Annotated in this window: 23 protein-coding genes; 11 read left to right on the top strand and 12 right to left on the bottom strand. The window is 62.0% G+C overall.

The genetic code is table 11. The features are described from left to right. The first annotated feature begins 69 nt into the window (after positions 1 to 69). Positions 70 to 1056: an asparaginase gene (locus ACK5L9_RS09780; RefSeq protein WP_416911271.1), complete on the top strand. Its 987-nt coding sequence runs from the start codon at positions 70 to 72 to the stop codon at positions 1054 to 1056. 114 nt (positions 1057 to 1170) lie between these two features. Here the strand turns inward: ACK5L9_RS09780 and hemN are convergent, their stop codons facing one another. After that, positions 1171 to 2523, bottom strand: a complete 1353-nt coding sequence (gene hemN, locus ACK5L9_RS09775) for an oxygen-independent coproporphyrinogen III oxidase (RefSeq protein ID WP_416911270.1) — start codon at positions 2521 to 2523, stop codon at positions 1171 to 1173. A 68-nt stretch (positions 2524 to 2591) separates the two neighbouring features. Here hemN and fnrL point away from each other — a divergent pair, with 68 nt between their 5' ends. Continuing rightward, complete coding sequence (gene fnrL, locus ACK5L9_RS09770) at positions 2592 to 3320, top strand: transcriptional regulator FnrL (RefSeq protein ID WP_416911281.1); 729 nt, start codon at positions 2592 to 2594, stop codon at positions 3318 to 3320. A gap of 63 nt (positions 3321 to 3383) precedes the next feature. On the opposite strand, the gene ACK5L9_RS09765 is transcribed toward fnrL, so the two are convergent. Next, complete coding sequence (locus tag ACK5L9_RS09765) at positions 3384 to 4223, bottom strand: universal stress protein (RefSeq protein ID WP_416911269.1); 840 nt, start codon at positions 4221 to 4223, stop codon at positions 3384 to 3386. Between the two features lie 208 nt (positions 4224 to 4431). On the opposite strand from ACK5L9_RS09765, the gene ccoN reads away from it, so the two are divergent. The 4 genes from ccoN (at position 4432) to ccoP (ending at position 7953) form a co-directional block, all read left to right on the top strand. Continuing rightward, a complete protein-coding gene (gene ccoN, locus ACK5L9_RS09760) occupies positions 4432 to 6036 on the top strand; it encodes a cytochrome-c oxidase, cbb3-type subunit I (RefSeq protein ID WP_416911268.1) in 1605 nt (534 codons plus the stop codon). A 12-nt stretch (positions 6037 to 6048) separates the two neighbouring features. Beyond that, positions 6049 to 6774, top strand: a complete 726-nt coding sequence (gene ccoO, locus ACK5L9_RS09755) for a cytochrome-c oxidase, cbb3-type subunit II (protein ID WP_416911267.1) — start codon at positions 6049 to 6051, stop codon at positions 6772 to 6774. Between the two features lie 10 nt (positions 6775 to 6784). Further along, the gene (locus tag ACK5L9_RS09750) at positions 6785 to 6976 is read left to right on the top strand and encodes a cbb3-type cytochrome c oxidase subunit 3 (RefSeq protein ID WP_416911266.1); all 192 of its coding nucleotides are present in this window, start codon (positions 6785 to 6787) and stop codon (positions 6974 to 6976) included. A gap of 107 nt (positions 6977 to 7083) precedes the next feature. Next, positions 7084 to 7953: a cytochrome-c oxidase, cbb3-type subunit III gene (gene ccoP, locus ACK5L9_RS09745; protein ID WP_416911280.1), complete on the top strand. Its 870-nt coding sequence runs from the start codon at positions 7084 to 7086 to the stop codon at positions 7951 to 7953. A 208-nt stretch (positions 7954 to 8161) separates the two neighbouring features. Here ccoP and miaB read toward each other — a convergent pair whose 3' ends face one another. Together miaB and ACK5L9_RS09735 are read right to left on the bottom strand one after the other, a co-directional pair. Then, complete coding sequence (gene miaB, locus ACK5L9_RS09740; protein ID WP_416911265.1) at positions 8162 to 9490, bottom strand: tRNA (N6-isopentenyl adenosine(37)-C2)-methylthiotransferase MiaB; 1329 nt, start codon at positions 9488 to 9490, stop codon at positions 8162 to 8164. A gap of 63 nt (positions 9491 to 9553) precedes the next feature. After that, positions 9554 to 11413: a PIG-L family deacetylase gene (locus ACK5L9_RS09735; protein WP_416911264.1), complete on the bottom strand. Its 1860-nt coding sequence runs from the start codon at positions 11411 to 11413 to the stop codon at positions 9554 to 9556. A 267-nt stretch (positions 11414 to 11680) separates the two neighbouring features. On the opposite strand from ACK5L9_RS09735, the gene ACK5L9_RS09730 reads away from it, so the two are divergent. The 3 genes from ACK5L9_RS09730 to ACK5L9_RS09720 all read left to right on the top strand — a co-directional run bounded on the left by ACK5L9_RS09730 (position 11681) and on the right by ACK5L9_RS09720 (position 13773). Then, positions 11681 to 12013: a TfoX/Sxy family protein gene (locus tag ACK5L9_RS09730; protein WP_416911263.1), complete on the top strand. Its 333-nt coding sequence runs from the start codon at positions 11681 to 11683 to the stop codon at positions 12011 to 12013. Between the two features lie 139 nt (positions 12014 to 12152). Continuing rightward, positions 12153 to 13517, top strand: coding sequence for an aminotransferase (locus ACK5L9_RS09725; RefSeq protein WP_416911262.1), 1365 nt, complete (start codon positions 12153 to 12155; stop codon positions 13515 to 13517). 31 nt (positions 13518 to 13548) lie between these two features. After that, positions 13549 to 13773: a DUF2798 domain-containing protein gene (locus ACK5L9_RS09720; RefSeq protein ID WP_416911261.1), complete on the top strand. Its 225-nt coding sequence runs from the start codon at positions 13549 to 13551 to the stop codon at positions 13771 to 13773. 151 nt (positions 13774 to 13924) lie between these two features. On the opposite strand, the gene ACK5L9_RS09715 is transcribed toward ACK5L9_RS09720, so the two are convergent. From ACK5L9_RS09715 to ACK5L9_RS09680, 8 genes are all read right to left on the bottom strand, one after another. Next, positions 13925 to 15025 (bottom strand): flagellar basal body P-ring protein FlgI, encoded by a 1101-nt coding sequence (locus ACK5L9_RS09715; RefSeq protein ID WP_416911260.1) that lies wholly within the window; start codon positions 15023 to 15025, stop codon positions 13925 to 13927. Beyond that, on the bottom strand, positions 15022 to 16035 hold the full coding sequence (locus ACK5L9_RS09710; protein ID WP_416911259.1) for a hypothetical protein: 1014 nt from the start codon (positions 16033 to 16035) through the stop codon (positions 15022 to 15024). The genes ACK5L9_RS09715 and ACK5L9_RS09710 overlap by 4 nt, the downstream gene beginning before the upstream one ends. Positions 16036 to 16037: 2 nt before the next feature. After that, complete coding sequence (gene flgK, locus ACK5L9_RS09705) at positions 16038 to 17495, bottom strand: flagellar hook-associated protein FlgK (RefSeq protein WP_416911258.1); 1458 nt, start codon at positions 17493 to 17495, stop codon at positions 16038 to 16040. Between the two features lie 39 nt (positions 17496 to 17534). Then, entirely contained in the window at positions 17535 to 18851 is a 1317-nt protein-coding gene (locus ACK5L9_RS09700; RefSeq protein WP_416911257.1) for a flagellar hook protein FlgE, read from the bottom strand. 88 nt (positions 18852 to 18939) lie between these two features. Then, positions 18940 to 19704 (bottom strand): flagellar motor protein MotB, encoded by a 765-nt coding sequence (locus ACK5L9_RS09695; protein ID WP_416911256.1) that lies wholly within the window; start codon positions 19702 to 19704, stop codon positions 18940 to 18942. Between the two features lie 135 nt (positions 19705 to 19839). After that, complete coding sequence (locus ACK5L9_RS09690; RefSeq protein WP_416911255.1) at positions 19840 to 20268, bottom strand: DUF1489 family protein; 429 nt, start codon at positions 20266 to 20268, stop codon at positions 19840 to 19842. A 103-nt stretch (positions 20269 to 20371) separates the two neighbouring features. Next, positions 20372 to 21706, bottom strand: coding sequence for a trigger factor (gene tig / locus ACK5L9_RS09685; RefSeq protein ID WP_416911279.1), 1335 nt, complete (start codon positions 21704 to 21706; stop codon positions 20372 to 20374). Positions 21707 to 22161: 455 nt separating this feature from the next. Further along, positions 22162 to 22284: a hypothetical protein gene (locus ACK5L9_RS09680; RefSeq protein ID WP_416911254.1), complete on the bottom strand. Its 123-nt coding sequence runs from the start codon at positions 22282 to 22284 to the stop codon at positions 22162 to 22164. Between the two features lie 29 nt (positions 22285 to 22313). Here ACK5L9_RS09680 and ACK5L9_RS09675 point away from each other — a divergent pair, with 29 nt between their 5' ends. Next, entirely contained in the window at positions 22314 to 24656 is a 2343-nt protein-coding gene (locus ACK5L9_RS09675) for a DUF3141 domain-containing protein (protein WP_416911253.1), read from the top strand. Positions 24657 to 24659: 3 nt separating this feature from the next. Further along, positions 24660 to 25165: MaoC/PaaZ C-terminal domain-containing protein (locus ACK5L9_RS09670; protein ID WP_416911252.1), on the top strand; the 506-nt coding region annotated here is incomplete at its 3' end.

Here is a 25165-nt window from a genome sequence, read left to right as displayed (position 1 = left end):
AACGAATTTCATTGCGCGAAAAAGGGCTGAAGGCTGAAAATCGCGCAAATGTCAGGGGGGAAATTTACGATGCGGTCAGCCGAAATGATCGAGTTGTGGCGTGGGGGACTGTGCGAAAGCCGACATTCCGGTCATGCCGTCATCTGCGACAGCAGGGGTGTGGTCGAAGCCTGGGGCAAGCCCTCGACCGTGATCTATCCGCGATCATCGTGCAAGATGATGCAGGCCCTGCCGCTGGTCGAAAGCGGTGCGGCGGACGCGGCGGGTCTGGGCGAGCGGCAGCTTGCGCTGGCCTGCGCCAGCCATAACGGCGCGCGGATGCATGTCGATGGCGTCGCCGACTGGCTGGCCACGCTGGATATGGGCGATGCCGATTTGCGCTGTGGCGGCCATATGCCGCGCGATCCTGACGAAAACCGGCGGCTGATCTGCTCGGATGAAAAACCCTGCCAGTTGCACAATAACTGCTCGGGTAAACATGCGGGCTTTCTGACCCTGAACCGCCATCTGTCGGGCGGGCCGGAATATGTCGAACAGGATCATCCCGTCCAGAAGGCCGTAAAGGCCGCCTTTCAGGAACTGACGGGCGAGACCTCGCCAGCGACGGGCATCGACGGCTGCTCGGCTCCGAATCACGCCTGCACGGTCGAGGGGCTGGCCCGCGCGATGGCCCGTTTCGCCAATCCGGGCGATGACGCGCGAGGGCGGGGGATGAGGCGGCTGGTCGATGCGATGCGCGCCCATCCCGAACTGGTGGCGGGCGAAGGGCGTGCCTGCACCGAACTGATGCGCGCCATGGACGGCAATGTCGCCGTCAAGACCGGGGCCGAGGGCGTCTTTGTCGCCATTCTTCCCCGGCAGGGCCTTGGCATTGCGCTGAAGATCTGTGACGGCGCGTCCCGTGCCAGCGAGGCGGCGATCACCGCGATTCTGTTGCATCTGGGACTTTTGTCGCCCGACATGCCGGTGGTCGCAAAATACCTGACCGGCCCGCTGACGAACTGGCGCGGCATCAAAACCGGGGAAATGCGCCGATCCGACGGCTTTCCGGGCTGAGCCGTCACGATCCTGTCGCGATTGCCAGCTTGGCCTGTGGCAGGCAGGGTGCCCATCCCCCGATGCGCCCGCCCCGGAACCGGCCGCCACAGGGAAGCGTGCCGGATACCGGCATCAGACAGCGGGCGAATGCCCCGAAGGTTGCATCGCGTAAGCATCCAGCGCCTGCGCGATCATCCGCGTCAGGGGGCGCCCCGCGCGTGTGATTTTCAGGCCCTGCGGGCCGGTGCTGATCATCTCGCCAAAGCGGTCTTTCAGCGGCGCGAAAAGACGCTCCAGCCTGTCCGGGGTCATGCCGTGTTCGCGGATGAATTCCGGCGCGTCGATGGCGAAATCGCACATCAGCGCTTCGATCATCCTGCCGCGCCAAAGGTCATCGGCGGTAAAGGCATGACCGCGCGTGACTGGCAGCCTGCCGTCGCGGATCGCGGCAGTATAGGCGCCGGTGGCCGGGGCGTTCTGGGCATAACCCTGAGGGAAACGCGAAATCGACGACGCGCCCAGACCGATCAGCACCTCGGCGCGGTCATCGGTATAGCCCTGAAAATTGCGCCTTAACCGGCCCGCCACGCTGGCCTGCGCCAGACTGTCATGCGGTCGGGCGAAATGGTCGATGCCGACGGGCAGATAGCCATCGGCGTCGAACAGCATGGCGGCGGTTTCGAACAGGCTCAGCCGCGTCTCGTTGTCCGGCAGCGCGTCCTCGGGGATCATCACCTGCCGTTTCGACATCCAGGGCACATGGGCATAGCCATACAGCGCCACCCGGTCCGGCCCCAGTGCCAGCAACTTTTGCACCGTGTCGGCGATGCGCACCGGGCTTTGATCGGGCAGACCGTAAAGGATGTCGGCATTCAGGCTGGGGATACCGTGAGAGCGAATCAACCGTACGGCGAGTTCGGTCATCTCGAAACTTTGTTCGCGACCGATGGTTTTCTGGATCTCGGGGTGGAAATCCTGCACCCCGACCGAGGCGCGATTCATGCCTGCGCGGGCCAGCGCCGCCATGCGCGGGGCGTCGATTTCCGAGGGATCGATCTCGACCGAAAACTCGCCGTCGCGAGTCATCGGGAATGCCTCGAAGATCGCGCCGGACAGCCGCGCAATCAGATCGGGCGACAGCAGGGTAGGGGTGCCGCCGCCCCAATGCAGGCGCGACAGGCTGACCGGCCCAAGCCTTTGGCGCAGATCAGAAAGCTCGGCCAGAACGGTGCCGACATAATCGCGAACCGGCTGCATCGACTGGGTGCCCTGTGTCCGGCAGGCGCAGAACCAGCACAGCCTGCGACAAAACGGCACATGAACATACAGCGATATGGCGGCACCGGCAGGAATGGCACCCAGCCAATCCCCGACAATGCTGCAATTCACACTGGGTTTGAACTGGGTCGCGGGGGGATAACTGGTATAGCGCGGTACCCGCGCGTCAAAGAGTCCCAACCGCCTGAGTTGCGAAATCATGCTCATGCGGGTATTTTTAGCGGGTGATGAGCCTACTCGCATTGACCCAAATCAACCAGATTCCGCCGCAGCACATGCTGGCCACGGCGCGCTGCGCCGAGTGCCCGATCCGCGAACGCGCTGTCTGTTCGCCCTGCAATACGGACGAGCTTGAGGCGCTTGAAGAGATCAAGTTCTATCGCAGTTTCGAGGCTGGCCAGACGATTGTCTGGGAAGGCGACCGGATGGATTTCGTGGGTTCGGTGGTCTCGGGCGTGGCGACGCTGACGCAGACGCTGGATGACGGGCGCACGCAGATGGTCGGGCTGTTGCTGCCCAGTGATTTTCTGGGCCGACCTGGGCGTGAGCAGGTGGCCTATAACGCGATCGCCACGACCAAGGTGCTGCTGTGCTGTTTCCGCCGCAAGCCCTTTGACCAGATGCTGTGCAAGACGCCACGCATCGCCCACCGCCTGCTGGAAATGACGCTGGACGAACTGGATGCGGCGCGGGAATGGATGCTGCTTCTGGGGCGCAAGACCGCGCGCGAAAAGATCGCCTCGTTCATCGCCATCATCGCCCGGCGCGAGGCGGCGATGAAACATGCCCGCGCGGGCGGCCGGATGGAAATCGAATTGCCGCTGACCCGCGAGGCGATGGCCGATTATCTGGGCCTGACGCTGGAAACCGTCAGCCGACAGGTGAACGCGCTGAAGCGCGAGGGCGTGATCGAACTACAGGGCAAGCGTGGCGTGGTCCTGCCCGATTTTGCCCGGCTGGTCGAGGAATCGGGCGACGATTCGGATGGCGGCTGGATAAGCTGACCCGCGCTGCGCGCGAAGGCGGGCACCGGCAAGGATGCCCGCCGCCAGAAATACCGCCGAAATCTAGCGCGCCATGAACACCGGCACCTTGGCTTTTTCCAGCATGTTGCGGGTCGCGCCGCCCAGAATCGCCTCGCGGAACCGCGAATGGCCATAGGCACCCATGACGATCAGATCGGCGTCGATTTCCAGCGCGCGGCGGATCAGTTCATCGCTGATCGAGGGTTCGGTCCGGGCCAGCACGGCGATTTCGGCATGGACCCCGTGCCGTGTCAGCATCTGGGTCAGTGCCCCGCCGGGATCTGACCGTTCCGGCCCGCTGCGGCGCGGGTCGATCACGGTAATTTCGACGCTTTTCGCCTTTTTCAACGAGGGCAGGGCGCGGCGAATGGCGGCCAGAGCCTCGGTGGACTGGTTCCAGGCGACCAGAATCTTGTTCGGCACCTCGACGGGCAGTCCGTTCTCGGGGATGACCAGAACCGGGCAGCCGCCTTCGAACAGCGCGGCCTCGGTCACGGCTTCGGCATCGCCAGGCGCATCGGCACCATAGGGGCGGGCCAGCACCGTCAGGTCGGAAAACCGTGCCCGCATCCCGACCAGATTCGCCAGACCGCCAAGCTGCGCCACCGCCGATTCCGCCGACCATTTCAGATCGGTCGCCCCTGCCAGATGATCGCGGACCTGCTTTTCCAGCGTCTCGGCGCTTTCCATCGCGTTGTCGATGGTTTCCTGATAAGCATAGGCGCTGCCGCCGGGGAAATAATACCCCGCCTGGCTGTGATCGACACCGATGCACAGGATTTCCAGATGCCCGTCATCGCGCACCGCAAGCTGCGCGGCCGCGTCAAGTTGCGTCATCTGCCTTATGTCAGACAGGACCGTAAGTATCGTCTTGTAAGCCATTTTTCCGCCTCCTGGTTTCATCGTCGCTGTCACGTTCGACCTTGGGTCGATCCACCGGCACTTTGTACCGCGCCGGGCCGCCGCCCCTTGATGCAGATCAAGGTGGTTTGACTTTGACCGACCTATCCCCTTGGCATGGGACAGCCGCTCACGGTTTCGCGATTCGCGAAGGCGCGGGCGGTGCCTGCCAATGCGACACGGGGAAACCATGTGGAATTATATTAAGCTGATCTTGCTGGGGGCGGTCGCTGTCGCGGCCGCGATCGGCGCGAATCTCGCGCATGATCTGGCCTATATGGTGAACGCGCTGACGATCATGCTGGTCGCCGCAGTGATGTTCATCCGGACATTGCGCCACATCGACGAGCCGGTCGTCCAGCCCAATGCCAATGAATACATGGACGGAGTCGTGCGCGCGGGCGTGATCGCCACCGTTCTGTGGGGGGTGGTCGGTTTCCTTGTCGGCGTCTTTATCGCCTTTCAGCTTGCCTTTCCGGTGCTGAATTTCAGCGAACTGACACATGGCTATCTGAATTTCGGCAAGCTGCGCCCGCTTCATACCAGCGCGGTGATCTTTGCCTTTGGCGGCAATGCGCTGATCGCGACCTCTTTCTATGTGGTCCAGCGGACCTCGGCGGCGCGGCTGTGGGGCGGCAATGCCGCATGGTTCGTTTTCTGGGGCTATCAGCTTTTCATCGTCCTTGCGGCGTCGGGCTATATTCTGGGGGCCACCCAGTCCAAGGAATATGCCGAGCCGGAATGGATCGTTGACTGGTGGCTGACGACGGTCTGGGTCGTTTATCTGGCGGTGTTCCTGGGCACCATCGTCAAGCGCAAGGAACCCCATATCTACGTCGCGAACTGGTTCTACCTGTCTTTCATCGTGACCATCGCGATGCTGCACATCGTCAACAACCTGTCCCTGCCGGTCAGCGTTTTCGGCAGCAAATCGGTGCAGGTGTTCAGCGGCGTGCAGGATGCAATGGTGCAATGGTGGTATGGCCATAATGCCGTGGGCTTTTTCCTGACCGCCGGGTTTTTGGGGATGATGTATTACTTCATCCCCAAACAGGCCGAGCGTCCCGTCTATAGCTACAAGCTGTCGATCATCCATTTCTGGGCGCTGATCTTTCTGTATATCTGGGCCGGTCCGCACCATCTGCATTATACCGCGCTGCCCGACTGGGCCTCGACGCTGGGGATGGTGTTCTCGATCATGCTGTGGATGCCAAGCTGGGGTGGCATGATCAACGGGCTGATGACCCTGTCGGGCGCATGGGACAAGCTGCGCACCGATCCGGTGATCCGCATGATGGTTGTCGCTGTCGGCTTCTATGGCATGTCAACCTTCGAAGGCCCGATGATGTCGATCAAGGCCGTCAACAGCCTGTCGCATTACACCGACTGGACCATCGGTCATGTCCATTCCGGCGCGCTTGGCTGGAACGGCATGATCACCTTTGGCGCGCTGTATTACCTGACGCCGCGCCTGTGGGGCAGGGAACGGCTGTATTCGACCACGCTGGTGAGCTGGCATTTCTGGCTGGCGACCATCGGGATCGTCCTTTACGCGTCGTCCATGTGGGTGACAGGCATCATGGAGGGTCTGATGTGGCGCGAGGTCGATGCTCAGGGCTTCCTTGTCAACGCCTTTGCCGACACCGTTTCCGCCAAATTCCCGATGTATGTCGTCCGGGCCTTGGGCGGGGTGCTGTATCTGATGGGCGGGCTGATCATGGCCTATAATCTGTGGGCCACCGTCGCCAAACAGCCCAAGGCGCATACCACCGCAATTGCCGTGCCGGCCGAATAAGGGATCAGAACCATGGCAATTCTGGAAAAACACAAGATCCTCGAAAGGAACGCCTCTTTGCTGCTGGTCTTTTCCTTTCTGGTCGTCACCATCGGCGGCATCGTCGAGATCGCACCGCTGTTCTATCTGCAAAACACCATCGAAAAGGTCGAGGGCGTGCGCCCCTATACCCCGTTGGAATTGCAGGGCCGCGATGTCTATATCCGCGAAGGCTGCTATGTCTGCCACAGCCAGATGATCCGCCCGATGCTGGACGAGGTCGAACGCTATGGCCATTACAGCCTTGCGGCGGAATCGATGTATGACCATCCGTTCCAGTGGGGCTCGAAACGCACCGGGCCGGATCTGGCGCGTGTGGGCGGGCGCTATTCGGATGAATGGCATATCGACCACCTGACAGACCCGCAATCGGTGGTGCCGGAATCGATCATGCCGAAATACGGGTTCCTGTCGAAGCGGGTGATTGGCACCGAACACGCCACGCAGCGACTGACGGCGGATGCGCGGGTCGGCGTGCCCTATAATGACGAGATGATTGCCGCCGCCGCCGCCGATCTGCGCGCGCAGGCCGATCCCGATGCAGATGCCTCGGGGCTTGAGGAACGCTATCCCGGCGCGCAGCAGCGCAATTTCGACCGTCAGCCAGAACTGACCGAAATGGATGCGCTGGTCGCCTATCTTCAGGTTCTGGGCACGATGGTCGATTTCTCGACCTTCAGCCCCGATGAACCGCGCTGAGGAGGGGACGATGGAACATTACAGCCTGCTGCGACAATTCGCCGACAGCTGGATGCTGCTGCTTCTGACCGGCTTCTTCGTGGGCGTGGTCCTGTGGGCATTTCGCCCCGGATCGCGGCAGGAACAGCAGGAAGCCGCCGAAAGCATCTTTCGTCACGAGACCCGCCCCGCCGCCGCGGTGGAAAAACAGGAGCGCCGCTGATGGCCGAAGATAACGACAGGGACGCCGCCCCGACCGCTGGCGACGCGCCGCAGCCGGTGAAACGCGCCGCCCCGCAACGGCGCGACAGGGGCCGTCACGGGACGAAAATGCACGAGGTGCCCTCGACCGGGCATGAATGGGACGGCATTACCGAATATGACAACCCCATGCCCCGCTGGTGGCTGTGGACCTTCTATGCCTGTATCGTCTGGGCGATCGGCTATATGCTTGCCTATCCCGCGCTGCCGCTGGTCAGTTCGGCCACGCAAGGAATGCTGGGCACGAATTACCGCAAGGAGGTCGCGTCGGAAATCGCGCGGGTCGATGCCGCCAATGCGCCGATCGAGGACCAGATCACCCAGGTCGCGCTGGACGAAATTCCCGCGAACGAGGAATTGTTCAACTTTGCCAAAAATGCCGGAGGTGCCGTGTTCCGGACCTGGTGCGCGCAGTGCCACGGCTCGGGTGCGGGCGGGAACCGGGGTTATCCGAACCTGCTGGACAATGACTGGCTGTGGAGCGGGACGCTGGACGAAATCCACCTGACCATCCAGCACGGCATCCGCGACCCCCAGGATCCCGACACGCGCTATTCCGAAATGCCACGTTTCGGCACGGATGAGCTGCTGGATGACGAACAGATCGGACAGGTGGTCGATTACGTTCTGGCCATGGCCAAACAGCCGCATGACGCAGCCGCCGCCGCATCCGCCGCGCCTGAAGGCAAGGTGGTTTATGACGACAACTGCGCCTCGTGCCACGCCGAGGACGGCACCGGCGATCACGCGCAGGGTGCGCCGAACCTGACCGACGCGGTGTGGCTGTTTGTCGCGAATAACGCTCCGGATGTGGCCTCTGTGACCAAAATCGTCCACGATGGGCCATTCGGCGTCATGCCGTCCTGGACCGGACGCCTCAGCGAAGCCGAGATGCGCGAGGTTGCCGTTTACGTACACGGTCTGGGTGGCGGCGAATAAAAGCCGCCCGGATCATCCCGGTTTCACGCCCGTCAAACGGCGTGAAAGCGGCCGCCCCCTTCCTGTTCGCGCGTTCCTTGGGGGCGGCCAGCCTGAATAATGGCAGGTCGGTGCAGTTTCGCAAGCCCGGCCTGCCAAATTGTCGTGCCGTGGGGTGTCGTGCCGTGGGGGCACCGGACCCGGCGACAGGTTCAGGGAATAGGCCGCGTCAGCCCGCCAGCTCGCCCCGCAGCGAATTGGGCGCGCTGGCCACGATACGGACCTGCACCAGATCGCCGATCTGCGCATCCGGCGCATCCACAAAGACCGAATGCAGATAATCTGACTTGCCGACCATCTGTCCCGGCCGGCGGCCCTGTTTCTCGAACAGGACGCCAAGGGTGCGGCCCACCATTGCCTCCTGCGCGGCCCTTTGCTGGCGCGTCAGCAGCGCCTGCAATTCCTGCAACCGGGCGTCGGCGATGCTGCTGTCTACCTCGGGGCGGTCATAGGCGGGGGTGCCGGGGCGGGGCGAATATTTAAAACTGAAGGCGGTGCCGAAATTCACCATCTCGATCAGGCGCAGCGTGTCGGCATGATCGCCGTCGGTCTCACCGGGAAAGCCGACGATGAAATCGCTGGTCAGCATGATGTCGGGCCGAGCGGTGCGGATGCGGTCGATCAGGCGCAGATACTGATCCGCCGTATGCTTGCGGTTCATGGCCTTCAGGATGCGATCACTGCCCGATTGCACGGGAAGGTGCAGATAGGGCATCAGTTGCGGCACGTCGCGATGCGCCTCGATCAGGTCGTCGGCCATGTCATTGGGATGGCTGGTGGTATAGCGGATCCGGTCCAACCCGCCGATTTCGGCAAGGGCACGTATCAGTCGGCCAAAGCCCCATTCGCGCCCGTCCTCGCCCACGCCATGCCAGCCATTGACGTTCTGTCCCAGCAAGGTGATCTCGCGCACGCCGCGCGCCACAAGATCGCGGGCCTCGCGCAGGATGCGTTCGACGGGGCGGCTGACCTCGGCCCCGCGCGTATAGGGAACGACGCAAAAGGCGCAGAACTTGTCGCAGCCTTCCTGTACCGTCAGAAAGGCCGCAGGCGCGCGGCGCGTGGCGCGGCGTTCGGGCAGGTGGTCGAATTTGTCCTCTTCGGGAAAGTCGGTGACGATCCTGGGTGCTTCGCCTCGCAGCATTGCGGGCAGGCGATGATAGGCCTGCGGCCCCACGACCAGATCGACCAGAGGCATGCGGCGGGTGATTTCCTCGCCCTCGGCTTGTGCCACGCAACCTGCCACACCGATTGTCAGATCGGGCTTTTCCGCTTTCAGGGGTTTCAGCCGCCCCAGATCGGAATACAGCTTTTCCGCCGCCTTTTCGCGAATATGGCAGGTGTTCAGCAGCACCATATCGGCCTCGGCCTGATCCTCGGTCAGGCGATAGCCCTCATCAGCCAGCGCCTCGGCCATGCGCTGGCTGTCATAGACGTTCATCTGGCAACCATAGGTCTTGATGAACAGCTTTTTCGGTGCTGCGGAATGATCGGTCATAAGCGGCTGTCCTTGGGATTGCGGCGCTATAGCGCAAAGCCGCCCGCAAGGAAAGCCGCCACTTCAGGCCAGGACCAGCGGATCGCCCCATTCGTCGCCGGTGGTGGCAGGCTGAGGCGTATAGGGGTCGGCGACATCCTGAAAACCGTTGCCGGTTGACAGTGCCACCCGTCGCTCGCCATTATTTCCATAGGCCAGAATGTCATCCATCCCGTCGCCATTGACATCAGTCAGCATCCGGTCGTGATCGATCGCGTTCCAGCCCTGTTCGCTGCCGTAATCGCCCGACCAGGTTGCGACCGGCTGAAGGCCCGAGCCGTTCGACAGCGCGACCAGCACGCCGCTGCTGCCAAAGCCCACCACATCGTCCCTCCCGTCGCCATTCACATCACCAACCGCGCGGTCGTGCCAGCCAACCTGCCAGCCGCCACTGTGAATGCTGAAATCGGGCATCCACATCCGGGCTTCCTGAAAAGAGCTGCCGTCGGACAACGAGACCAGAACGCCCTGATCGCCGAAGCCGACGACATCCTCCAACCCGTCGCCATTCATGTCGCCCACCAGCCGCTCGTGCTGGTCGGTGCGCCAGCCGTTATTATAGGCATAATCGCCGATCCAGACCGAGGCACCGTCAAAGCCGGTGCCGTTCGACAGTGCGACCACAACGCCGTCGCTGCCGAACCCCACCACATCCGCGCGCCCGTCGCCATTCACATCGCCCACGCGCCGCTGATGCTGGTCGGTGCGCCAGCCCTGAGCCGCGCTGAAATCGGCCAGACGCAATTCTGCCTGCTGGAAAGAACTGCCGGTGGACAGCGATGTCAGCACGCCGGCTTCGCCAAAGCCCACGACATCCTCCATCCCGTCGCCATTCACATCAGCCACCATCCGTTCATGTTGGCCGATGCGCCAGCCACCATTGTCATAGCCGTAATCGGCGATCCACAGCCCGGCGGGCCCAAAGCCGCCATCGCGAGAGGGTGTGACACTGACCCCGGAATCGGTGAAATCGACCAGATCCGCGCGGCCGTCATTATTCACGTCGCCAGCTTCGTGAATATTGCGATCCCTGCTCCAACTCTCGCCGGCGGCGGGAAAATCGTCGGTCAGATACTGGCGATGCAGCCAGCCCTCGTAGGTCGGGTTAACGATGGCATCGCCATTGTCGTCATAGCCGTTGAACAGCGCCCGGTCATGCACCAGATAGGCGCGAAATACCTCGCGCGCGGCGTTTATCTCGACTTCGGACAGGTTGGGGGCAAGGTTGCTGACGCCGTAATCGACATAGCCATCCGTGTCGGCAGTGCTGACACCCGCCGCCGCCGCATCCACGAACAGCGCGCCGTGGATATGGTCGGAATGGTCCGAGGCGATATGCACCGATTCGTGATCCTGCCGCATCACCCGGTCGGGCTGATGCTGGTCGATCAGCGTTTGCAGTACTTGCGTCAGCTCTGCGCGGTCATAGGTGCTGGCCCCCTCGACCGTCGCCATGCTGTCCATCGTGCCGTTCCACAGCTTTTCAAGGCTGGCAAAATCGCGGGTTCCACTGCCGTCGCCATTCGGCATGCCGTCGGGAAGGCGCAGGAAATACAATCGTATCTGCGGCTGGTCTTGCAGATAATTGCTGACAATCTGAAAATCCTGCTCGCCCGCATCGACAGTCACAGTCTCTTCGACCCATGCATCCGAGCCGGTCATCGCAGAATAGGCCGCCCGCGCGCCCTCTTCCCGGCCCTGCCAATATGTAGCGTCGGAATTGCCGGCATCGCCAGCGGTCAGATAGACGGTCGCATGCGCGTGTCCGGCGGCGATTACGTTGCTGATATCGGGATTCATGAACAGCAGATCGTCATCGATATGCGCGACGACGCTCATGTTACGGATGGCTCCGTCGCCATTGCGGTCTGTCAGGTCCGGCATTGCGGCTCTCCTTTATCAAATGTCGCTGTTCGGGGTCCGGGCCGGATTGGTGCCTGCGACGCCGCAGGCTTGCGGCGCTGCCAGGGGGTTGCCCCGGTCCGAAAAGCGGATTGCAAAATGCCCTCACGTAACCACACGGTCCGGGTCTGGTGCCCTCCGGATCACCCGCAGGCCGAAATCTGCCCTGGTTTCGCCGATTCCGGTGTTTGCTGTTGGCACCGCACCGCCGATAGAGGATGATGCAGTTACCCTGTCCCAAGCGCTTGCATGACCGACGATCTGACACAGATACCCAATATTGGCCCGGCCACGGCGCGGGCGCTTGTGGCCGCTGGCGTGCCTGACGCCGCAACCCTGCGGCAGATGGGTGCGGACGATGCCTATCGTGCATTGCTTCTGAACGGAGAACGACCGCATTTCATCGGCTATTACGTTCTGCACATGGGGCTACAGGGCCGACCATGGAATGACTGCCGTGGGGCAGAGAAAGAGGCCTTGCGCACGCGGTTCGACAATCTGGTGACCACGGCCCGCGGCGTGCCTCTGGCGGGGATCGAGGCCGCGCTGGACGAAATCGGATTGCGGCGGGCAGACCGATAGCGCCCGGCGCCGGGTCCGGTGGCAAATGCCGATTCGGCACTTCGCTTGCGTCGGTTTGGGGCGATGCCTCAAGGTAGCCATTGAACGCCACCCGGCGCGGCGATAGCTTGCGCGCAAACCTTTCCCCGGAGGCAAGAAAATGACCGCACCGCAAAGCTGGGAAGCCCGAGCCGACGCATATTCCCTGTATGGATTCACCGACTTGCCAAGCGTGCACAAGCGCGGCGCGGTCGTGCTGACCCATGGCGAAGGGCCCTATGTCGTCGATGTGAACGGCCGACGCTATCTGGATGCCAATTCCGGCCTGTGGAATATGGTTGCCGGCTTTGATCACTGCGGCCTGGCCGAGGCGGCCAAGGCGCAATATGATCGCTTTCCCGGCTATCACGCGTTTTTTGGCCGGTTGTCCGACCAGACGGTGATGCTGTCCGAAAAGCTGGTCGAGGTATCGCCCTTTGGGCGGGGCAAGGTATTCTATACGAATTCGGGCTCCGAGGCGAATGATACCATGGTCAAGATGCTGTGGTTCCTGCATGCCAGCGAAGGCCGCCCCGAAAAGCGCAAGATCCTGACGCGCTGGAACGCCTATCACGGGGTAACGGCGGTGTCGGCCAGCATGACCGGCAAGCCCTATAATTCGGTGTTCGGCCTGCCGCTGCCGGGATTTATTCATCTGACCTGCCCGCATTACTGGCGCTTTGGCAAACCGGACGAGTCCGAGGCGCAGTTCACGGCGCGGCTTGCTCGCGAGCTTGAGGAAACGATCCTGCGCGAAGGCCCCGACACCATTGCCGGTTTCTTTGCGGAACCGGTTATGGGCGCAGGCGGGGTGATTCCGCCATCGGCGGGCTATTTTCAGGCGGTGCTGCCGATCCTGCGGAAATTCGGGATCCCGATGATCTCGGACGAGGTGATCTGCGGGTTCGGGCGCACCGGCAATACCTGGGGCTGCCAGACCTATGATTTCATGCCGGACGCGATCATTTCGTCCAAAAACCTGACCGCCGGCCTGTTCCCGATGGGTGCGGTGATCCTTGGCCCCGACCTGGCTGATCGGATGCAGGCCGCAGTCGAAAAGATCGAAGAATTTCCCCATGGTTTCACCGCATCGGGCCACCCGGTCGGCTGCGCCATTGCGCTGAAAGCCATTGATGTGGTGATGAACGAGGGGCTGGCCGACAATGTCAAGCGTCTCGCCCCGCGGATGGAGGCCGGGCTTCGCGCGATCATGGACCGCAGTGACCATATCGGCGAATTGCGTGGTGTGGGCTTCATGTGGGCGCTGGAGGCGGTAAAGGACAAGGCCACGCGGACGCCATTCGATGGCAGCCTGTCGGTCAGCGAACGTATCGCCAATACATGCACTGATCTGGGCTTGATCTGTCGCCCGCTGGGGCAGTCCATCGTGTTGTGTCCGCCTTTCATCCTGACAGGGGAACAGATGGATGAAATGTTCGACAAGCTCGAACAGGCGTTGAACAAGGTCTTTGCCGAAGTTGCATGACCTGACTCTGGCCGGAAATGGAATGTAAGACATGATACCCGCTCGCTATGGCGCGATCCTCTTCGGTTTCATCCTTTCCGGCCTGATGTCGGCACTTGTGTCTTGCATCGCGACGCTGCGTGCGCTTGGGCTGGCCGATGGTCTGATCGGGATCTGGTTCATGACGTGGCTGTCCAGTTGGGCGGTCGCCTTTCCGGCGGTTTTGGTCGTGGCACCAGTCGCGCGTCGCGTGGTCGCCCGCCTGACCCGGCCCTGAAGGTTGGTTTCCGCAGCGTCATATTCGCCATGGCGGGTGGTCGTGGCTTGTTCCAAACCGTCGGAATGGCCGCCCCGGTAAAGGAGGTTCGCGAAGGGCGAGGGAATTGTCACATACGCGACCTCACCCCTGATCAGGGTTCCCGCACGTGTCATTCCACGATCAGATCGGCATGCAACGCACCTGCTGCATGGATCGATTTGAGAATATCGATCATGTCGCGCGGACGAACGCCCAGAGCATTCAGCCCCTCGACAAGGTCGCTTAGCGATGTTTCGCCGACGACCTCGGCAAACCCGATCCCTGGTTCTTCCCGCATCTCGGCGAAGGTTCTGTTGACGGTAACGGTTTCACCTTCGGCGAAGGGATTGGGCTGCGACACCTGAGGGGCCTCGCTGACCCGCAGCGTCAGATTGCCTTGTGACACTGCAACGCGGGAAATGCGCACCCGTTCGCCCATGACGATGGTCCCGGCCTTGTGATCAATGACAACCTTGGCGCGGTCCTCGGGCTCGACGGTCAGGTTCTCGATTCGCCCAAGAACGCGGGCGGGGTTCACATTGCCCAATGCTCGAAAATCGACGACCACCGTACCTCCATCATGCGCAACGGCTAGCTGGCGCTTGAAGTCACGGTTGATGGCGTCCTCGATCCGTGAAGCCGTCGTGAAATCTGCGTTGCGCAGGGCGATACGGATATTCTGGATCTGTGAAAAGTCGAAATCGACCTCTCTTTCGACCCTTGCGCCTGTTGGAATGCTGCCACCGGTCGGCACACCTTCTACGACGCGAGAGGCCTCGCCTGAAACGGCGACGCCTCCGGCGATGATCGAGCCCTGCGCCACTGCATAGATGTTTCCGTCCGCAGCCTTAAGCGGGGTCATGACCAAAGTACCGCCAAGCAGGCTTTTGGCGTCGCCGATGGTCGAGACGCTGACATCAAGTCGGCTGCCCGACCGCGCAAACGGGGGCAGGGCGGCGGTGACGACCACCGCCGCCACGTTCTTTGAGCGCAGGGCATCGTCGGTCACATTGACACCCAGACGTTCCAGCAAGCCGGACAGCATTTCTTCGGTGAAGGGGGCGTTGCGAAAGCTGTCGCCCGTACCATCCAGCCCCACTACAAGGCCATAACCGACAAGATCGTTCCCTCTGACGCCATCAAAATCGGCGACATCCTTGATCCGGACCGGGGCTGCCGCTGCCGCGCCCGCGAAGAACAGCAGCGCAACATATATGAACAGGTTTTTCACCGCAGATATTCCACCAGTTGAAGCTTGGACAAACGCGCCGTCACCGTGTAAAGGGCATCAAGTTGGTTTTGCGTATGGGTCAGCGCGACCGAGGTCTGATAGGGGTCGGCCTGACGCAGATCGTTCCGGGCGATGGTCAACACGGACAAGGCGGAAGCGTTTGTCGTCTGGCTATCCGCCACGATTTTCTGTTGCAGACCAATGCGCGCCGTCGCCGAAAGCAGGCTGCTTTCGTTCCGGATCAGAATCTGGGCTCCGGTTGCCATAAGCTGACGTTGCGCCGAATCGTCGCCCGCAAGAACGCCGCGGCTGACCAAAGCGGCTGTTGCCAGCCCTTTCATTACCTCGCGGATTGCTGGGTCAGCGGCTGTGGTCGCAACGCCGATCGCGTGACCTTCGGCGACCTCGATCTGACGGACGCCTCCCGATGTGCCAAGATAGGCCAAACCCACAAATCCGCTGGCCGCAGGCGCATCGAACCAGTCCGAGACCGCTGCGGCAATATCCTGAGCCGTCGAAAGGCCAGCTGTCGCCACCCCAAGGTGGTCAAGTATCTCATCGGCAGAGATCAGGGGAGAATGGTCGGTGGCAAGTCCTGAAAACAGATGCCGTCCCGCGATTTCTGTGTTCAGGCCCTGAACGGTGGCCGAAAACGCCTGGGAAATTTCATCGGCGCGCACCATGAGCGTCTGGCTGGTTGGTGCAGATGGCTCGGTCTGGATGGCAAGCGCAAGCTGCGAGGTACTGGCATGGATGGCCCCAAGAACGTCCTGCATTGTCCCGGTCACGGACGCGGCCTCGGCTGCGTTGCGTTGATATTGATCCAGCATTTTCATACGTGCTTCGATTGCGTTCAGGGTTCTTGAGTTGCCCTGCAGGCGCATGCCCAGATCGGCCACTTCGCCGGATGAGACTTCTTGCGTCAGCACATCGAGGGTCGTCTTCAACTGCGCGGTGGCGGCTTTCAGGACAAAGGCCCGGGCCTGATCGCCGATGGAATTCACTGTCATGATTACAACCTCAGAATTTGGTCCAGCATTGCGTCGATCGTCTGGATCACCCGCGCATTTGCCGCATAGGCCTGTTCGTATTGCAGCAGGTTCTGCATCTCGGTATCGCTGCTGACCCCGTCATCAAGAAAACGTCCGGTAATGGTTTCCGCACGGCTGTTTCGAATGGCGCTGTCCGCCTCAAGGCTGATTCTGCGTGACGATACCCGCGACTCGAGCGTGGCAAAACGCTGGGTCAGGGTACCGTTGCCGTCAAAGGCGCTGCTTCCCGGTGGTGCGGTGACGCGATCCAAAGCGTCGGACAGACGAAAAAGCTGGGCCGGATCGCCAACCGGACCGGGGGATGTGGCCTGAAGTCCGCCGCGCAGACGCCACAACTCGCCCCCGGCCTTGGGATCGACCGCCGAGTTGACGGCAATGCGCCCGGATAGCCCCACGATATCGGCCGGGTCTGCAAAGGTACCCGCATCAGTGAAAAGGCCGGGGTCGCCGCCCGCAAGGGTCGGGTCAACGCCCGGACTGGCCATCCTGTCATGCAATTCCTGTGCCAGCGAATCCAGTTCGCGCTGCAATTCCGGGGCCAATTCGTCGCGGATGGACAAATTCGCTGACAATGTGCCGCCCGAGAACAGGCGCATCTGGGATGCGGTCAGTTCCTCGCCGTTGATGATCAGCCTCCCGACAGACGGGCTGCCAACCTGCATGCCGGGTGTCATATGCCCAGGTGTCTGGATCTGAAACCCCGAGGGAATACTGCCGTCCAGCAGCACTGCACCCTCGGCCGAAAAGAGGGCAACCTTGCCTGCTTCGCGCGGAATCTCTTGTATCGGGACGATGGTGTTGATGCGATCGATGACCGTCTGTCTTTCGTCCTTCAGCGATGAGGTGTCGCCCCCCTGCGCCGAAATGATCGAGATGCGCCGGTTCAGATAGGCGACCCGGTCCAGGCTGCCGTTCAATGTCCGGACATCCAGGGCAATCGCCTGACTTGCATCGCTGCGCTGCGCCTGTACAGCGGCAGATGCGCCATTCAGCCGTTGCGCCAGGGAAGTGGCGGATGTCAGAACCGAGCTTAGCCGGATTTCGTCATCGGGGCGTGTGCTCGCCTCGGACAGGGCTGCGCGAAATTCGGTCAGTGCGGTGCCCAATCCGTTCCTGTCGCCGGGCAGGCCGACCACCTGCTCCATGGATTTGGCGAATGTCAGCCGGGTCGCGACCTCGGTCTGCGCCGATCCGGCCAGACGGGTTTCGGCCAGAAGTCCGGCATTCACGATCCGGGTGATGCCGTCGATCCTGACCCCGCCACCGGCCCCACCGAGGGTCTGGGCGCTGATGGCCATCTCGCGCCGGGCGTATCCCGGCGTCATGACATTTGCCAAGTTGGCCGCGACGGTTTCGGTGCCCCGCGCGGTCGCGGTCAGGCCGGATACCGCGTTGGACAGCGCTTTCGTGATGCTCATCCCATTCCTCCTGTGATTGCGGCGTCAGCGGTGCCGTGCTCACCGCTTGATATTCGTTGTTTCCTGCAACATCTCGTCTACGGTCTGGATGACCTTGGCGTTCGATGAATAGGCCCGCTGTGTCTGGATCATATGGGTCAGTTCCTCGGCGATATCCGTGGTCGAGGCTTCCCGCGCATAGCCCTGGATCGAGCCCGTCGGCCCGTCCCCCGCGTTCCACAGGAAGAAGTTGCCCGAGGCAGGCGAGACCTTGAATGCCTGTGAGTCCAGCGCGATCAGCCCGTCGGGATTGGGCACATCGACCAGCGGGATCTGATACAAAAGCTTGACGAAACCGGTGTCGTAGGTGGCTTTCATAAAGCCGTCCTCGTCGATTTCCACCGTGGTCAACTGCCCGACAGGAGAGCCGTTCTTGCTGATATTCGTGGGTGAGAAATTGGTGGACAACTGGCGAAGCCCGGTGGTGCCAAGCGGCGTTCCGACAAATACATCCAGCGGCCCGCCCGCGACGTTCAGTCCAAGGTTCCCGGTCGCCGGGTCATAGGCGCCCCCCGATAGCGGCGTGACCGAGGAAATGCTGCCGCCATTCGTCATACTGTCGTCAAAGACCACGCGAAAGGTGCCGATCAGGTTGCTTGCCGGGTCCGAAGCGGAATCGCGAATCTCCATGTTCCAGGTGCTCGACATGCCGGTCGGATCGCTTGTATCCGGGGTGAATGAAAAGCTCAGCGCTTCCGATGTTCCCAGATTGCCGAAATACTCGACCTTCAGCGACAGCGTCTCGCCCGAGGCCGTCGACAGGGTTTCCGCAGCGGGCAGGTTGACGCCCAGATTGACCAATGTCGTGGGGTCGCCCGATGTCTGGTTGGCTGGCAGGCGGACGGGTTCCAGCGTGCCCATCGTGTCACGCGGCATCAGCCCGACCGTGCCGTCCGCGCGCGACGGCCAGCCCAGCAGCACCAGCCCCGATTCCGAGCGCAGCACACCATTCGGATCGGTGCGGAACCCCCCGGTCCGCGTCATCATCATCGGCAGTTGCCTGAAGCCGTTATCCAGATCGACCGATGAGGTCACAGGCAGCATGCCGCGGCCCGAGATGGCAATATCAAGCGGGTTCGAGGTCGAGACCAGCGCCCCTGCATCGCTGACGATACGGTGGGTCGTGGCGCGCACGCCGGCAGCGGAATACAGGCCGGTCTGGCCATTCTGATGCAGGATGAAAGCGTTGAATTCGGTCTCCATCCTTTTGTAGCCGTAGGTTCCTGAATTGGCGATATTGTCTGAAATTGTCGCCAGCCGGGTGGAGTTCGCCGAAAGTCCGGACACACCGGCGCTGAGCGCGGAAGACATCGACATCGGGATGGACCTTTCTCTGAGAGACGTTGCCCGCCACATTGGCGCAGACAGTTTAATATTCGCCTAATCGTGGACGGCCTTCGGGTCGCTATCTCAGTAAAATCACCTCTATCCTGTTGTTGACCGGGTCCATCGGGTTGCCCGTCCGGTTCTTGCGATCAGCGTATCCGGTCACCCGCTGAATGCGCTTCGCAGAAAAATCATGCCGTTCCAGAAGGTTGCGCACCGCATGCGCGCGGGCGTCGGACAGCGCCCAGACCGGGGATGACACCAGCATTTCCGGGTAGGACCGCACATGCCCGGCAATCGCGATGTCGTTGCGGGTATGGGACAGAACCCGTGCCAGAATGCCCGCAAGTTCGGAAAGGGCCAAGCGGGGCTGCGCGGTGTCGGCGTCGAAAAGCGGCTCGTCCGTCAGGTCGGTCAGTTCGATCACCAGCCCTTCGTCGGTCATCCGCGTCACGACATGGCGCAGCACATTGGTCAACTGCATCGATTCAGCTCCGGTGCCGGTCAGCTGATTCTGGATCTCGCGCGCGACCTGTTCGAATTCTGCCGCGCGCGCTGCATCGGGCAATTGTTGGACAACAGCCTGTTTCACCCCGTTCTCGACGCCGTCGCCTGCCGATCCGGGCTGATGCATGATGGTCGGATTGAAATAGTCGGCCAGCCCTTTGCGCTGTTTTTCCGTAGTGGCGTTCAGAAGCCACATCAGCAGAAAGAACGCCATCATCGCGGTCACGAAATCCGCATAGGCGACCTTCCATGCGCCGCCGTGATGGCCGTGTTCGCCCGATTCCACGCTGCGCTTGATAATGATCGTGGACCCGCCCGAGTCCTTATCGATAGCCATGACTGTTAACCCAACATTTACCCAAGTCGGGCGAATGTCGCGCCGGTGACGGGGTAAAACAAGTTAACGCATCAAATCAGAATTATTCTGCGCCGCTATTCCGCCCCTGCTTTACCGGCGATTAAGACCTGGCTGTCAGTCTGAGGCCAACAGGCCCATTTCGGCCAGCGCGGCGGCGACTTTGGGCGGCAGGTGTTCCTCGGTGGCGCGGGCGGACAGGTCGGGCGGGGCGTCGCCTGATGCTAGATAGCGCCAGCCCTGAAAGGGGCGGCGCGGCACCGCAGCCACGGGGACCACCGCGCGATCCAGAACCAGCGCGCAGCGGCGGATGCCGTCCTCGCCGATCCGTTCGTCCAGCCGCAACAGGCGTTGGCGGGCCAGCATGACGCCCTTGAATACCCAATAGATCGAGCCGCCATCCAGCAGCTCGGCCTCGCGTTTTGGCCACATCCGGGTCACGTGAACCGCCGGGTCGTCGCCAAAACGTTGCCGCTGCCAGGCGGCAAGATGGTCGGGGCCTTCGGCACCAACGCACAGCTTCATAAGGTTCAGGGATGCGGTCATGGGGCGAAGATAGAACCCGGCGGGCGGGACGGCAAGCCACCCTGCATCGCGAGATGAAAAAGCCGCGGACCTGCCGCGGCTTTTTCATAAAATCTGAATGAGATTACAGCTCGTCCAGCGCCTCGACGGCTTTTTCCAGATCTGCCTTCGTCACCTGCTTTTCGCTGACCTCGGCTTGGGCGGCAATGTGATCGACGACCTTGTCCTCGAAGATCGGGGCGCGCAATTGCTGCTGGGCACCCTGATTTTGCTGGATGAATTCAAAAAAGGCGCGTTCCTGGCCCGGATATTGACGGGCCGCCTGCAACACGGCCTGAGTCATTTCCTGATCGGTCACGCTGACCTCGGCCTTCTGGCCGATTTCTGCCAGCAGCAGGCCCAGACGCACGCGGCGTTCGGCCAGTTTCTTGTGTTCATCGGTTGCCTCGACGGCATCGTGGTTGTGGTCGTGAACCTCGGGATGTTCCTCGTGCCACAATTGATGCGCGATCTGCTTGGCCTCGGCATCGACCAGCGTCTCGGGCAGGTCGAATTTGACCTTCTCGTCAAGCTGATCCAGCAGGGCGCGCTTCATCACGGCGCGGGCGGCACCGGCATATTCGGCCGCAAGGCGGTCGGCGACCTGCTTTTTCAGCGCGTCCAGATCGTCGGCACCGAATTTCCTGGCCAGTTCATCGTCGATCTCGGCCGGTTGCGGGGCCTTCACCGCCTTTACCGTGCATTCGAAAACGGCATCCTTGCCGGCCAGATTCGGGGCGCCGTATTCCTCGGGAAACTTGACCTCGACCTTGACCTCTTCCTCGGCCTTGGCGCCGACAAGCTGTTCTTCGAAGCCGGGGATAAAGCTGTTCGAACCCAGAACCAGCGGATAATCCTCGGCGGTGCCGCCCTCGAATGCCTCGCCATCGACAAAGCCCTTGAAGTCGATGACGACCTGATCGCCATCCTTGGCCTTGCTGCCCTTGCGCCGATCTTCGAAGCTTTGGGCAGATTTCGCAAGGTTTTCCAGCGCTTCGGTGATCTCGGTCTCGTCGGCGGGTACGTTCAGCTTTTCCAGCTTCAGCGTGGACAGATCGACCTCGGGGATGGGCGGCAAAGCCTCGTAAGAGACGCTGACGACCAGGTCATCACCCTCTTTCCAGCCCTCGCCGTTTTCCATCTCGATCTGCGGCTGCATGGCGGGACGGTCGCCCGATTCCTCAAGATGCCGGCGCATCGCGCCATCGATGGCCTCTTGCATGGCGTCGCCCAGCACGCGCGGGCCGAACTGCTTTTTCAGCATGGCCATCGGGACTTTGCCCTTGCGAAAGCCCTTCATTTCGATCTCGGGCTGCGCCTCTTTCAACTTGGCATCGACCGTCGCGGCCAGCTCGGCGGCGGGCAGGGTGAATTGATAGCCCCGCTTCAGACCTTCGTTCCGGGTTTCCTTGACCTGCATCATCGTCCTCATAGCAAGAAAGGGCCGCCGGGCAGAGGCGGCCTGAAAATTTCCGCCCTTCTAGTCACGGGGGCGCGCTTCTGCAAGCGAATAGCGGACGGGCGGGCGGGATGACAGGCGCTGTGCAGGATGCCGCGCGAATGGGCTGGTTTACGCCGGGGTAATTCGGAACGCGGCATGGTATCGCGACTTTTCGCCGCGCTCAGGAACCCCGGCAACGGTCGGGCGTTGACCCGCACAGGCAATCCGGCGCATCTCTGTGCCATAAGGTGAGGGCATCGTGTTCGCCGGTTCCATGTAAATAAGAGAGTGCCGTTTTCTTCCGGCTGCCCGGACATGCGGCTTGCCCGCATGACGGCCCGCAATCACCAGTGACGCCGCAAGACGGTCGTTCAGGGGACAGTTGTTCAGAGATCAGACAATAACGCGCCTTGGCGCGACAGGAAGGTATTGCGTCAGGCCATGGTTTCGTTTCCCGACAGGCACATCCCGGCCAGCCCCTTTCCGGGCGTCACACCGGCTTTACCTGCGGCGCATGACATCACCTCTGCCAGACATGATCCGACCATCCCTTTCATCCCTACTGCCTTATTTCCGTTGGAGCGAAATGATGACCGAACTGCCGAACATGATGGACCCCAAGCACGTTCTGGACCTGATGAAAACCGGGTCAAAGGTCAGGATGACTGCCGCGCAGCGCCGCGTCGCGCGGGCCGAGGACATGCTGCAGGAACACCGGGTCAGGCTGGACGAGCGGATGCACAAGCTGCAAACCGATCTGGAGCCCTTGCGCGCCTCGCCCCGGACGCTGGCTCAGGCATGGATGGATTATCTCAAGGACAGTTCGCAGCGGATGGTGCTGTTCGCCGATGCGATGCGGCAATATGGCGACACGATCAAGGCGCATAACGATGCCGGCGCGCCGCCGGTGCTGGTCTATGACAGCGAAAAGATCATGGACGGACAGGATCTGCCGCGGCCCTGCAACTATTACCTGTTGCGCCTGATCCCCGAGAAGGGCGTAAAGACCGACGACAGCAAGCGCCCCGTCGTGATTGTCGATCCGCGTGCCGGGCATGGCGGCGGCATTGGCGGGTTCAAGCACGACAGTCAGGTCGGCGTGGCCTTCAGGCGCGGCCATCCCGTCTATTTCGTCGCGTTCCATCAGGAACCGCTGGCGCATCAGACCATCGCCATGGTCACGGATGCCGAGGCCGCTTTCGTGCGCGAGATCGAAAGGCTGCACCCCGATTCACCCAAACCCGTGGTGGTCGGCAATTGTCAGGGCGGATGGGCCACGGCGATTCTGGCGGCGGCCAATCCCGACCTGACCGGTCCCATCGTGCTGAACGGCGCGCCCATGTCCTATTGGGCGGGCAAGCTGGGGCAGGATCTGATGCGTTACAGCGGCGGGCTGGTCGGTGGCGCGCTGCCCGCGATGCTGGCGGGCGATGTCGCGGGCGGCATTTTCGACGGCGCAAATCTGGTTGTGAATTTCGAGGCGCTGAATCCGGGCCGCAACTGGTTCGGCAAATATTTCGATCTCTATCAGGATATCGACAAGGGGATTCCGCGCTTTCTTGATTTCGAACGCTGGTGGGGCGGGTTCTATCTGTTGACGACCGAGGAAATCACCTGGATCGTCGAGCAGTTGTTCATCGGCAACCGCCTGTCCAAGAACAGCGCCCAGCTAGAGGCCGGGCGCCCCATCGACCTGAAGAACATCAAGGCTCCGATCATCTGCTTTGCCTCGCATGGCGACAATATCACGCCGCCCGCGCAGGCACTGAACTGGATCATGGATGTTTATGCCAGCGAAGAGGAAATCGAAATCAGGGGCCAGCGGATCCTGTATATGCTGCACGATCAGGTTGGGCATCTGGGGATTTTCGTGTCGTCGAAAATCGCGAAACGCGAGGATGTCAAGCTGGCCGACACGCTCCAGATCATCGAGGCGCTGCCCCCCGGCCTGTATCAGTTGCGGATCGAGGACCATAAGGGCGAGGGCGATGACAAGACCTTTTCGCTGTCCATCGTCCGCAGCAGCTTTGACGACATTATCGCAGCCACCGGCAAACGCGACGAGGAACCCGCCTTCGCCGCTGTCGCCCGTGGGTCCGAGGCGCTGACCGAGGCCTACGAGGCCACGCTGCGCCCCTTTGTGGTGAACAGCGGCAATGGCGATCTTGGCCGTTTCATGCGCGACACGCATCCGATGCGCGTCGGACGCCGGATCTGCGCCAGCGACAATCCGGGCATGGCGGCCTTCGAAAAGCACGCCCGGTCGGTCCGGGAAAACCGTGTGCGGGTCGATGACAGCAACCCCTTCCGGCAGGCCGAAAAGGTCTGGGCCGAAATGGTCGAAACGGCGTGGGACTCGTTCCGCGACATGCGTGAAACGGCCATCGAGATGAGCTTTCTGGGCCTTTATACGACCCCATGGGCGTTGCTTTACGGGGCAAAGCGCAATCAGGAACGGGCCAAGCCGAACCCTGAATTTTTCCGGCAATCGCCCGAGGTTCAGGCATGTCTTGCGCATATGACCAGAGGCGGCCCGGCCGCAGCGGTGATCCGGGCGCTGGTTCTGGTTGCCGATGCCCTGCCCGAGATGCATCAGGAGACGATCGAAAAGGCCATGCATCTCCTGGTCGCGCAAGAGCCGCTGAAAAGCCTCAGCCGTGACGAGCGACTGGAAATGGTCCGCGAACAGGCGGTTATCTGCCGCTTTGCCCGCGACGAGGCGCTGGCCGGGCTGCCCGATCTGCTGCGCGACAATGACGAACGCAAGGTGGTTCGCGACGCGCTTGCGCTGGCCTTTGGCGACGAGGCGCATGTCGCCACCGAACTGCATGCCGAAAGCAAGCGGTTGCGCAAGAGGCTGGACACGGGGGCGAACAAGCCCGCCGCGATCCGCCCTGTCAAGGCCTCCGGGTCCAAGGTGGCGGGGTAAGCCATGACACGTTTTCAAAGCATCCCCTTCGACCGGCTGGAAACGGGTATGAGCGCCGAGATCCGGCGGCTCTGTGTGATGGATGACCTGCTGGTCTTTGCACATTCCTCGGGCAATCTGAACCCGCTGCACCTTGCGGGTGCCGATGAGGGGGCGCAGCCCGTCGCGCCTTCGATGTGGCTGGGTTCGCTGATTTCGGCGGTTCTGGGCGACAAGCTGCCGGGGCCGGGCACGCTGTACAAAAGCCAGTCGCTGCAATTCCATCGCCGGGTCTCTCCCGGCGATGAGCTGGTCATCCGCGTTGAACTGACCGGCAAGGGCCCCGACCGCACGACGCGCTTTCTGACCACCGTGTCGCTGACCGACGGAACCCCGGTCGTGACCGGAGTGGCCGAAGTCACGGCCCCGGACAAGACCATCAGCGTCGATGCCGCCGATCTGCCGGGGCTGAATGTCCAGCGCCATGTGCATTTCGACCGCCTGCTGCAGGCGGTCGAGGCGGTCGAGCC

The sequence above is a fragment of the Paracoccus sp. (in: a-proteobacteria) genome (assembly GCF_047973135.1).
In the GTDB taxonomy this organism is placed as follows: domain Bacteria; phylum Pseudomonadota; class Alphaproteobacteria; order Rhodobacterales; family Rhodobacteraceae; genus Paracoccus.
This window is presented reverse-complemented; position numbering and strand designations above follow the sequence as displayed.

Excerpts from the sequence above, each read along its gene's own strand:
- ACK5L9_RS09780 (WP_416911271.1), top strand. The coding sequence starts at position 70 with ATGCGGTCAGCCGAAATGATCGAGTTGTGGCGTGGGGGACTGTGCGAA.
- hemN (WP_416911270.1), bottom strand. The coding sequence starts at position 2,523 with ATGAGCATGATTTCGCAACTCAGGCGGTTGGGACTCTTTGACGCGCGG.
- fnrL (WP_416911281.1), top strand. The coding sequence starts at position 2,592 with ATGCTGGCCACGGCGCGCTGCGCCGAGTGCCCGATCCGCGAACGCGCT.
- ACK5L9_RS09765 (WP_416911269.1), bottom strand. The coding sequence starts at position 4,223 with ATGGCTTACAAGACGATACTTACGGTCCTGTCTGACATAAGGCAGATG.
- ccoN (WP_416911268.1), top strand. The coding sequence starts at position 4,432 with ATGTGGAATTATATTAAGCTGATCTTGCTGGGGGCGGTCGCTGTCGCG.
- ccoO (WP_416911267.1), top strand. The coding sequence starts at position 6,049 with ATGGCAATTCTGGAAAAACACAAGATCCTCGAAAGGAACGCCTCTTTG.
- ACK5L9_RS09750 (WP_416911266.1), top strand. The coding sequence starts at position 6,785 with ATGGAACATTACAGCCTGCTGCGACAATTCGCCGACAGCTGGATGCTG.
- ccoP (WP_416911280.1), top strand. The coding sequence starts at position 7,084 with ATGCACGAGGTGCCCTCGACCGGGCATGAATGGGACGGCATTACCGAA.
- miaB (WP_416911265.1), bottom strand. The coding sequence starts at position 9,490 with ATGACCGATCATTCCGCAGCACCGAAAAAGCTGTTCATCAAGACCTAT.
- ACK5L9_RS09735 (WP_416911264.1), bottom strand. The coding sequence starts at position 11,413 with ATGCCGGACCTGACAGACCGCAATGGCGACGGAGCCATCCGTAACATG.
- ACK5L9_RS09730 (WP_416911263.1), top strand. The coding sequence starts at position 11,681 with ATGACCGACGATCTGACACAGATACCCAATATTGGCCCGGCCACGGCG.
- ACK5L9_RS09725 (WP_416911262.1), top strand. The coding sequence starts at position 12,153 with ATGACCGCACCGCAAAGCTGGGAAGCCCGAGCCGACGCATATTCCCTG.
- ACK5L9_RS09720 (WP_416911261.1), top strand. The coding sequence starts at position 13,549 with ATGATACCCGCTCGCTATGGCGCGATCCTCTTCGGTTTCATCCTTTCC.
- ACK5L9_RS09710 (WP_416911259.1), bottom strand. The coding sequence starts at position 16,035 with ATGACAGTGAATTCCATCGGCGATCAGGCCCGGGCCTTTGTCCTGAAA.
- flgK (WP_416911258.1), bottom strand. The coding sequence starts at position 17,495 with ATGAGCATCACGAAAGCGCTGTCCAACGCGGTATCCGGCCTGACCGCG.
- ACK5L9_RS09700 (WP_416911257.1), bottom strand. The coding sequence starts at position 18,851 with ATGTCGATGTCTTCCGCGCTCAGCGCCGGTGTGTCCGGACTTTCGGCG.
- ACK5L9_RS09695 (WP_416911256.1), bottom strand. The coding sequence starts at position 19,704 with ATGGCTATCGATAAGGACTCGGGCGGGTCCACGATCATTATCAAGCGC.
- ACK5L9_RS09690 (WP_416911255.1), bottom strand. The coding sequence starts at position 20,268 with ATGACCGCATCCCTGAACCTTATGAAGCTGTGCGTTGGTGCCGAAGGC.
- tig (WP_416911279.1), bottom strand. The coding sequence starts at position 21,706 with ATGCAGGTCAAGGAAACCCGGAACGAAGGTCTGAAGCGGGGCTATCAA.
- ACK5L9_RS09680 (WP_416911254.1), bottom strand. The coding sequence starts at position 22,284 with ATGAAAGGGATGGTCGGATCATGTCTGGCAGAGGTGATGTCATGCGCC.
- ACK5L9_RS09675 (WP_416911253.1), top strand. The coding sequence starts at position 22,314 with ATGATGACCGAACTGCCGAACATGATGGACCCCAAGCACGTTCTGGAC.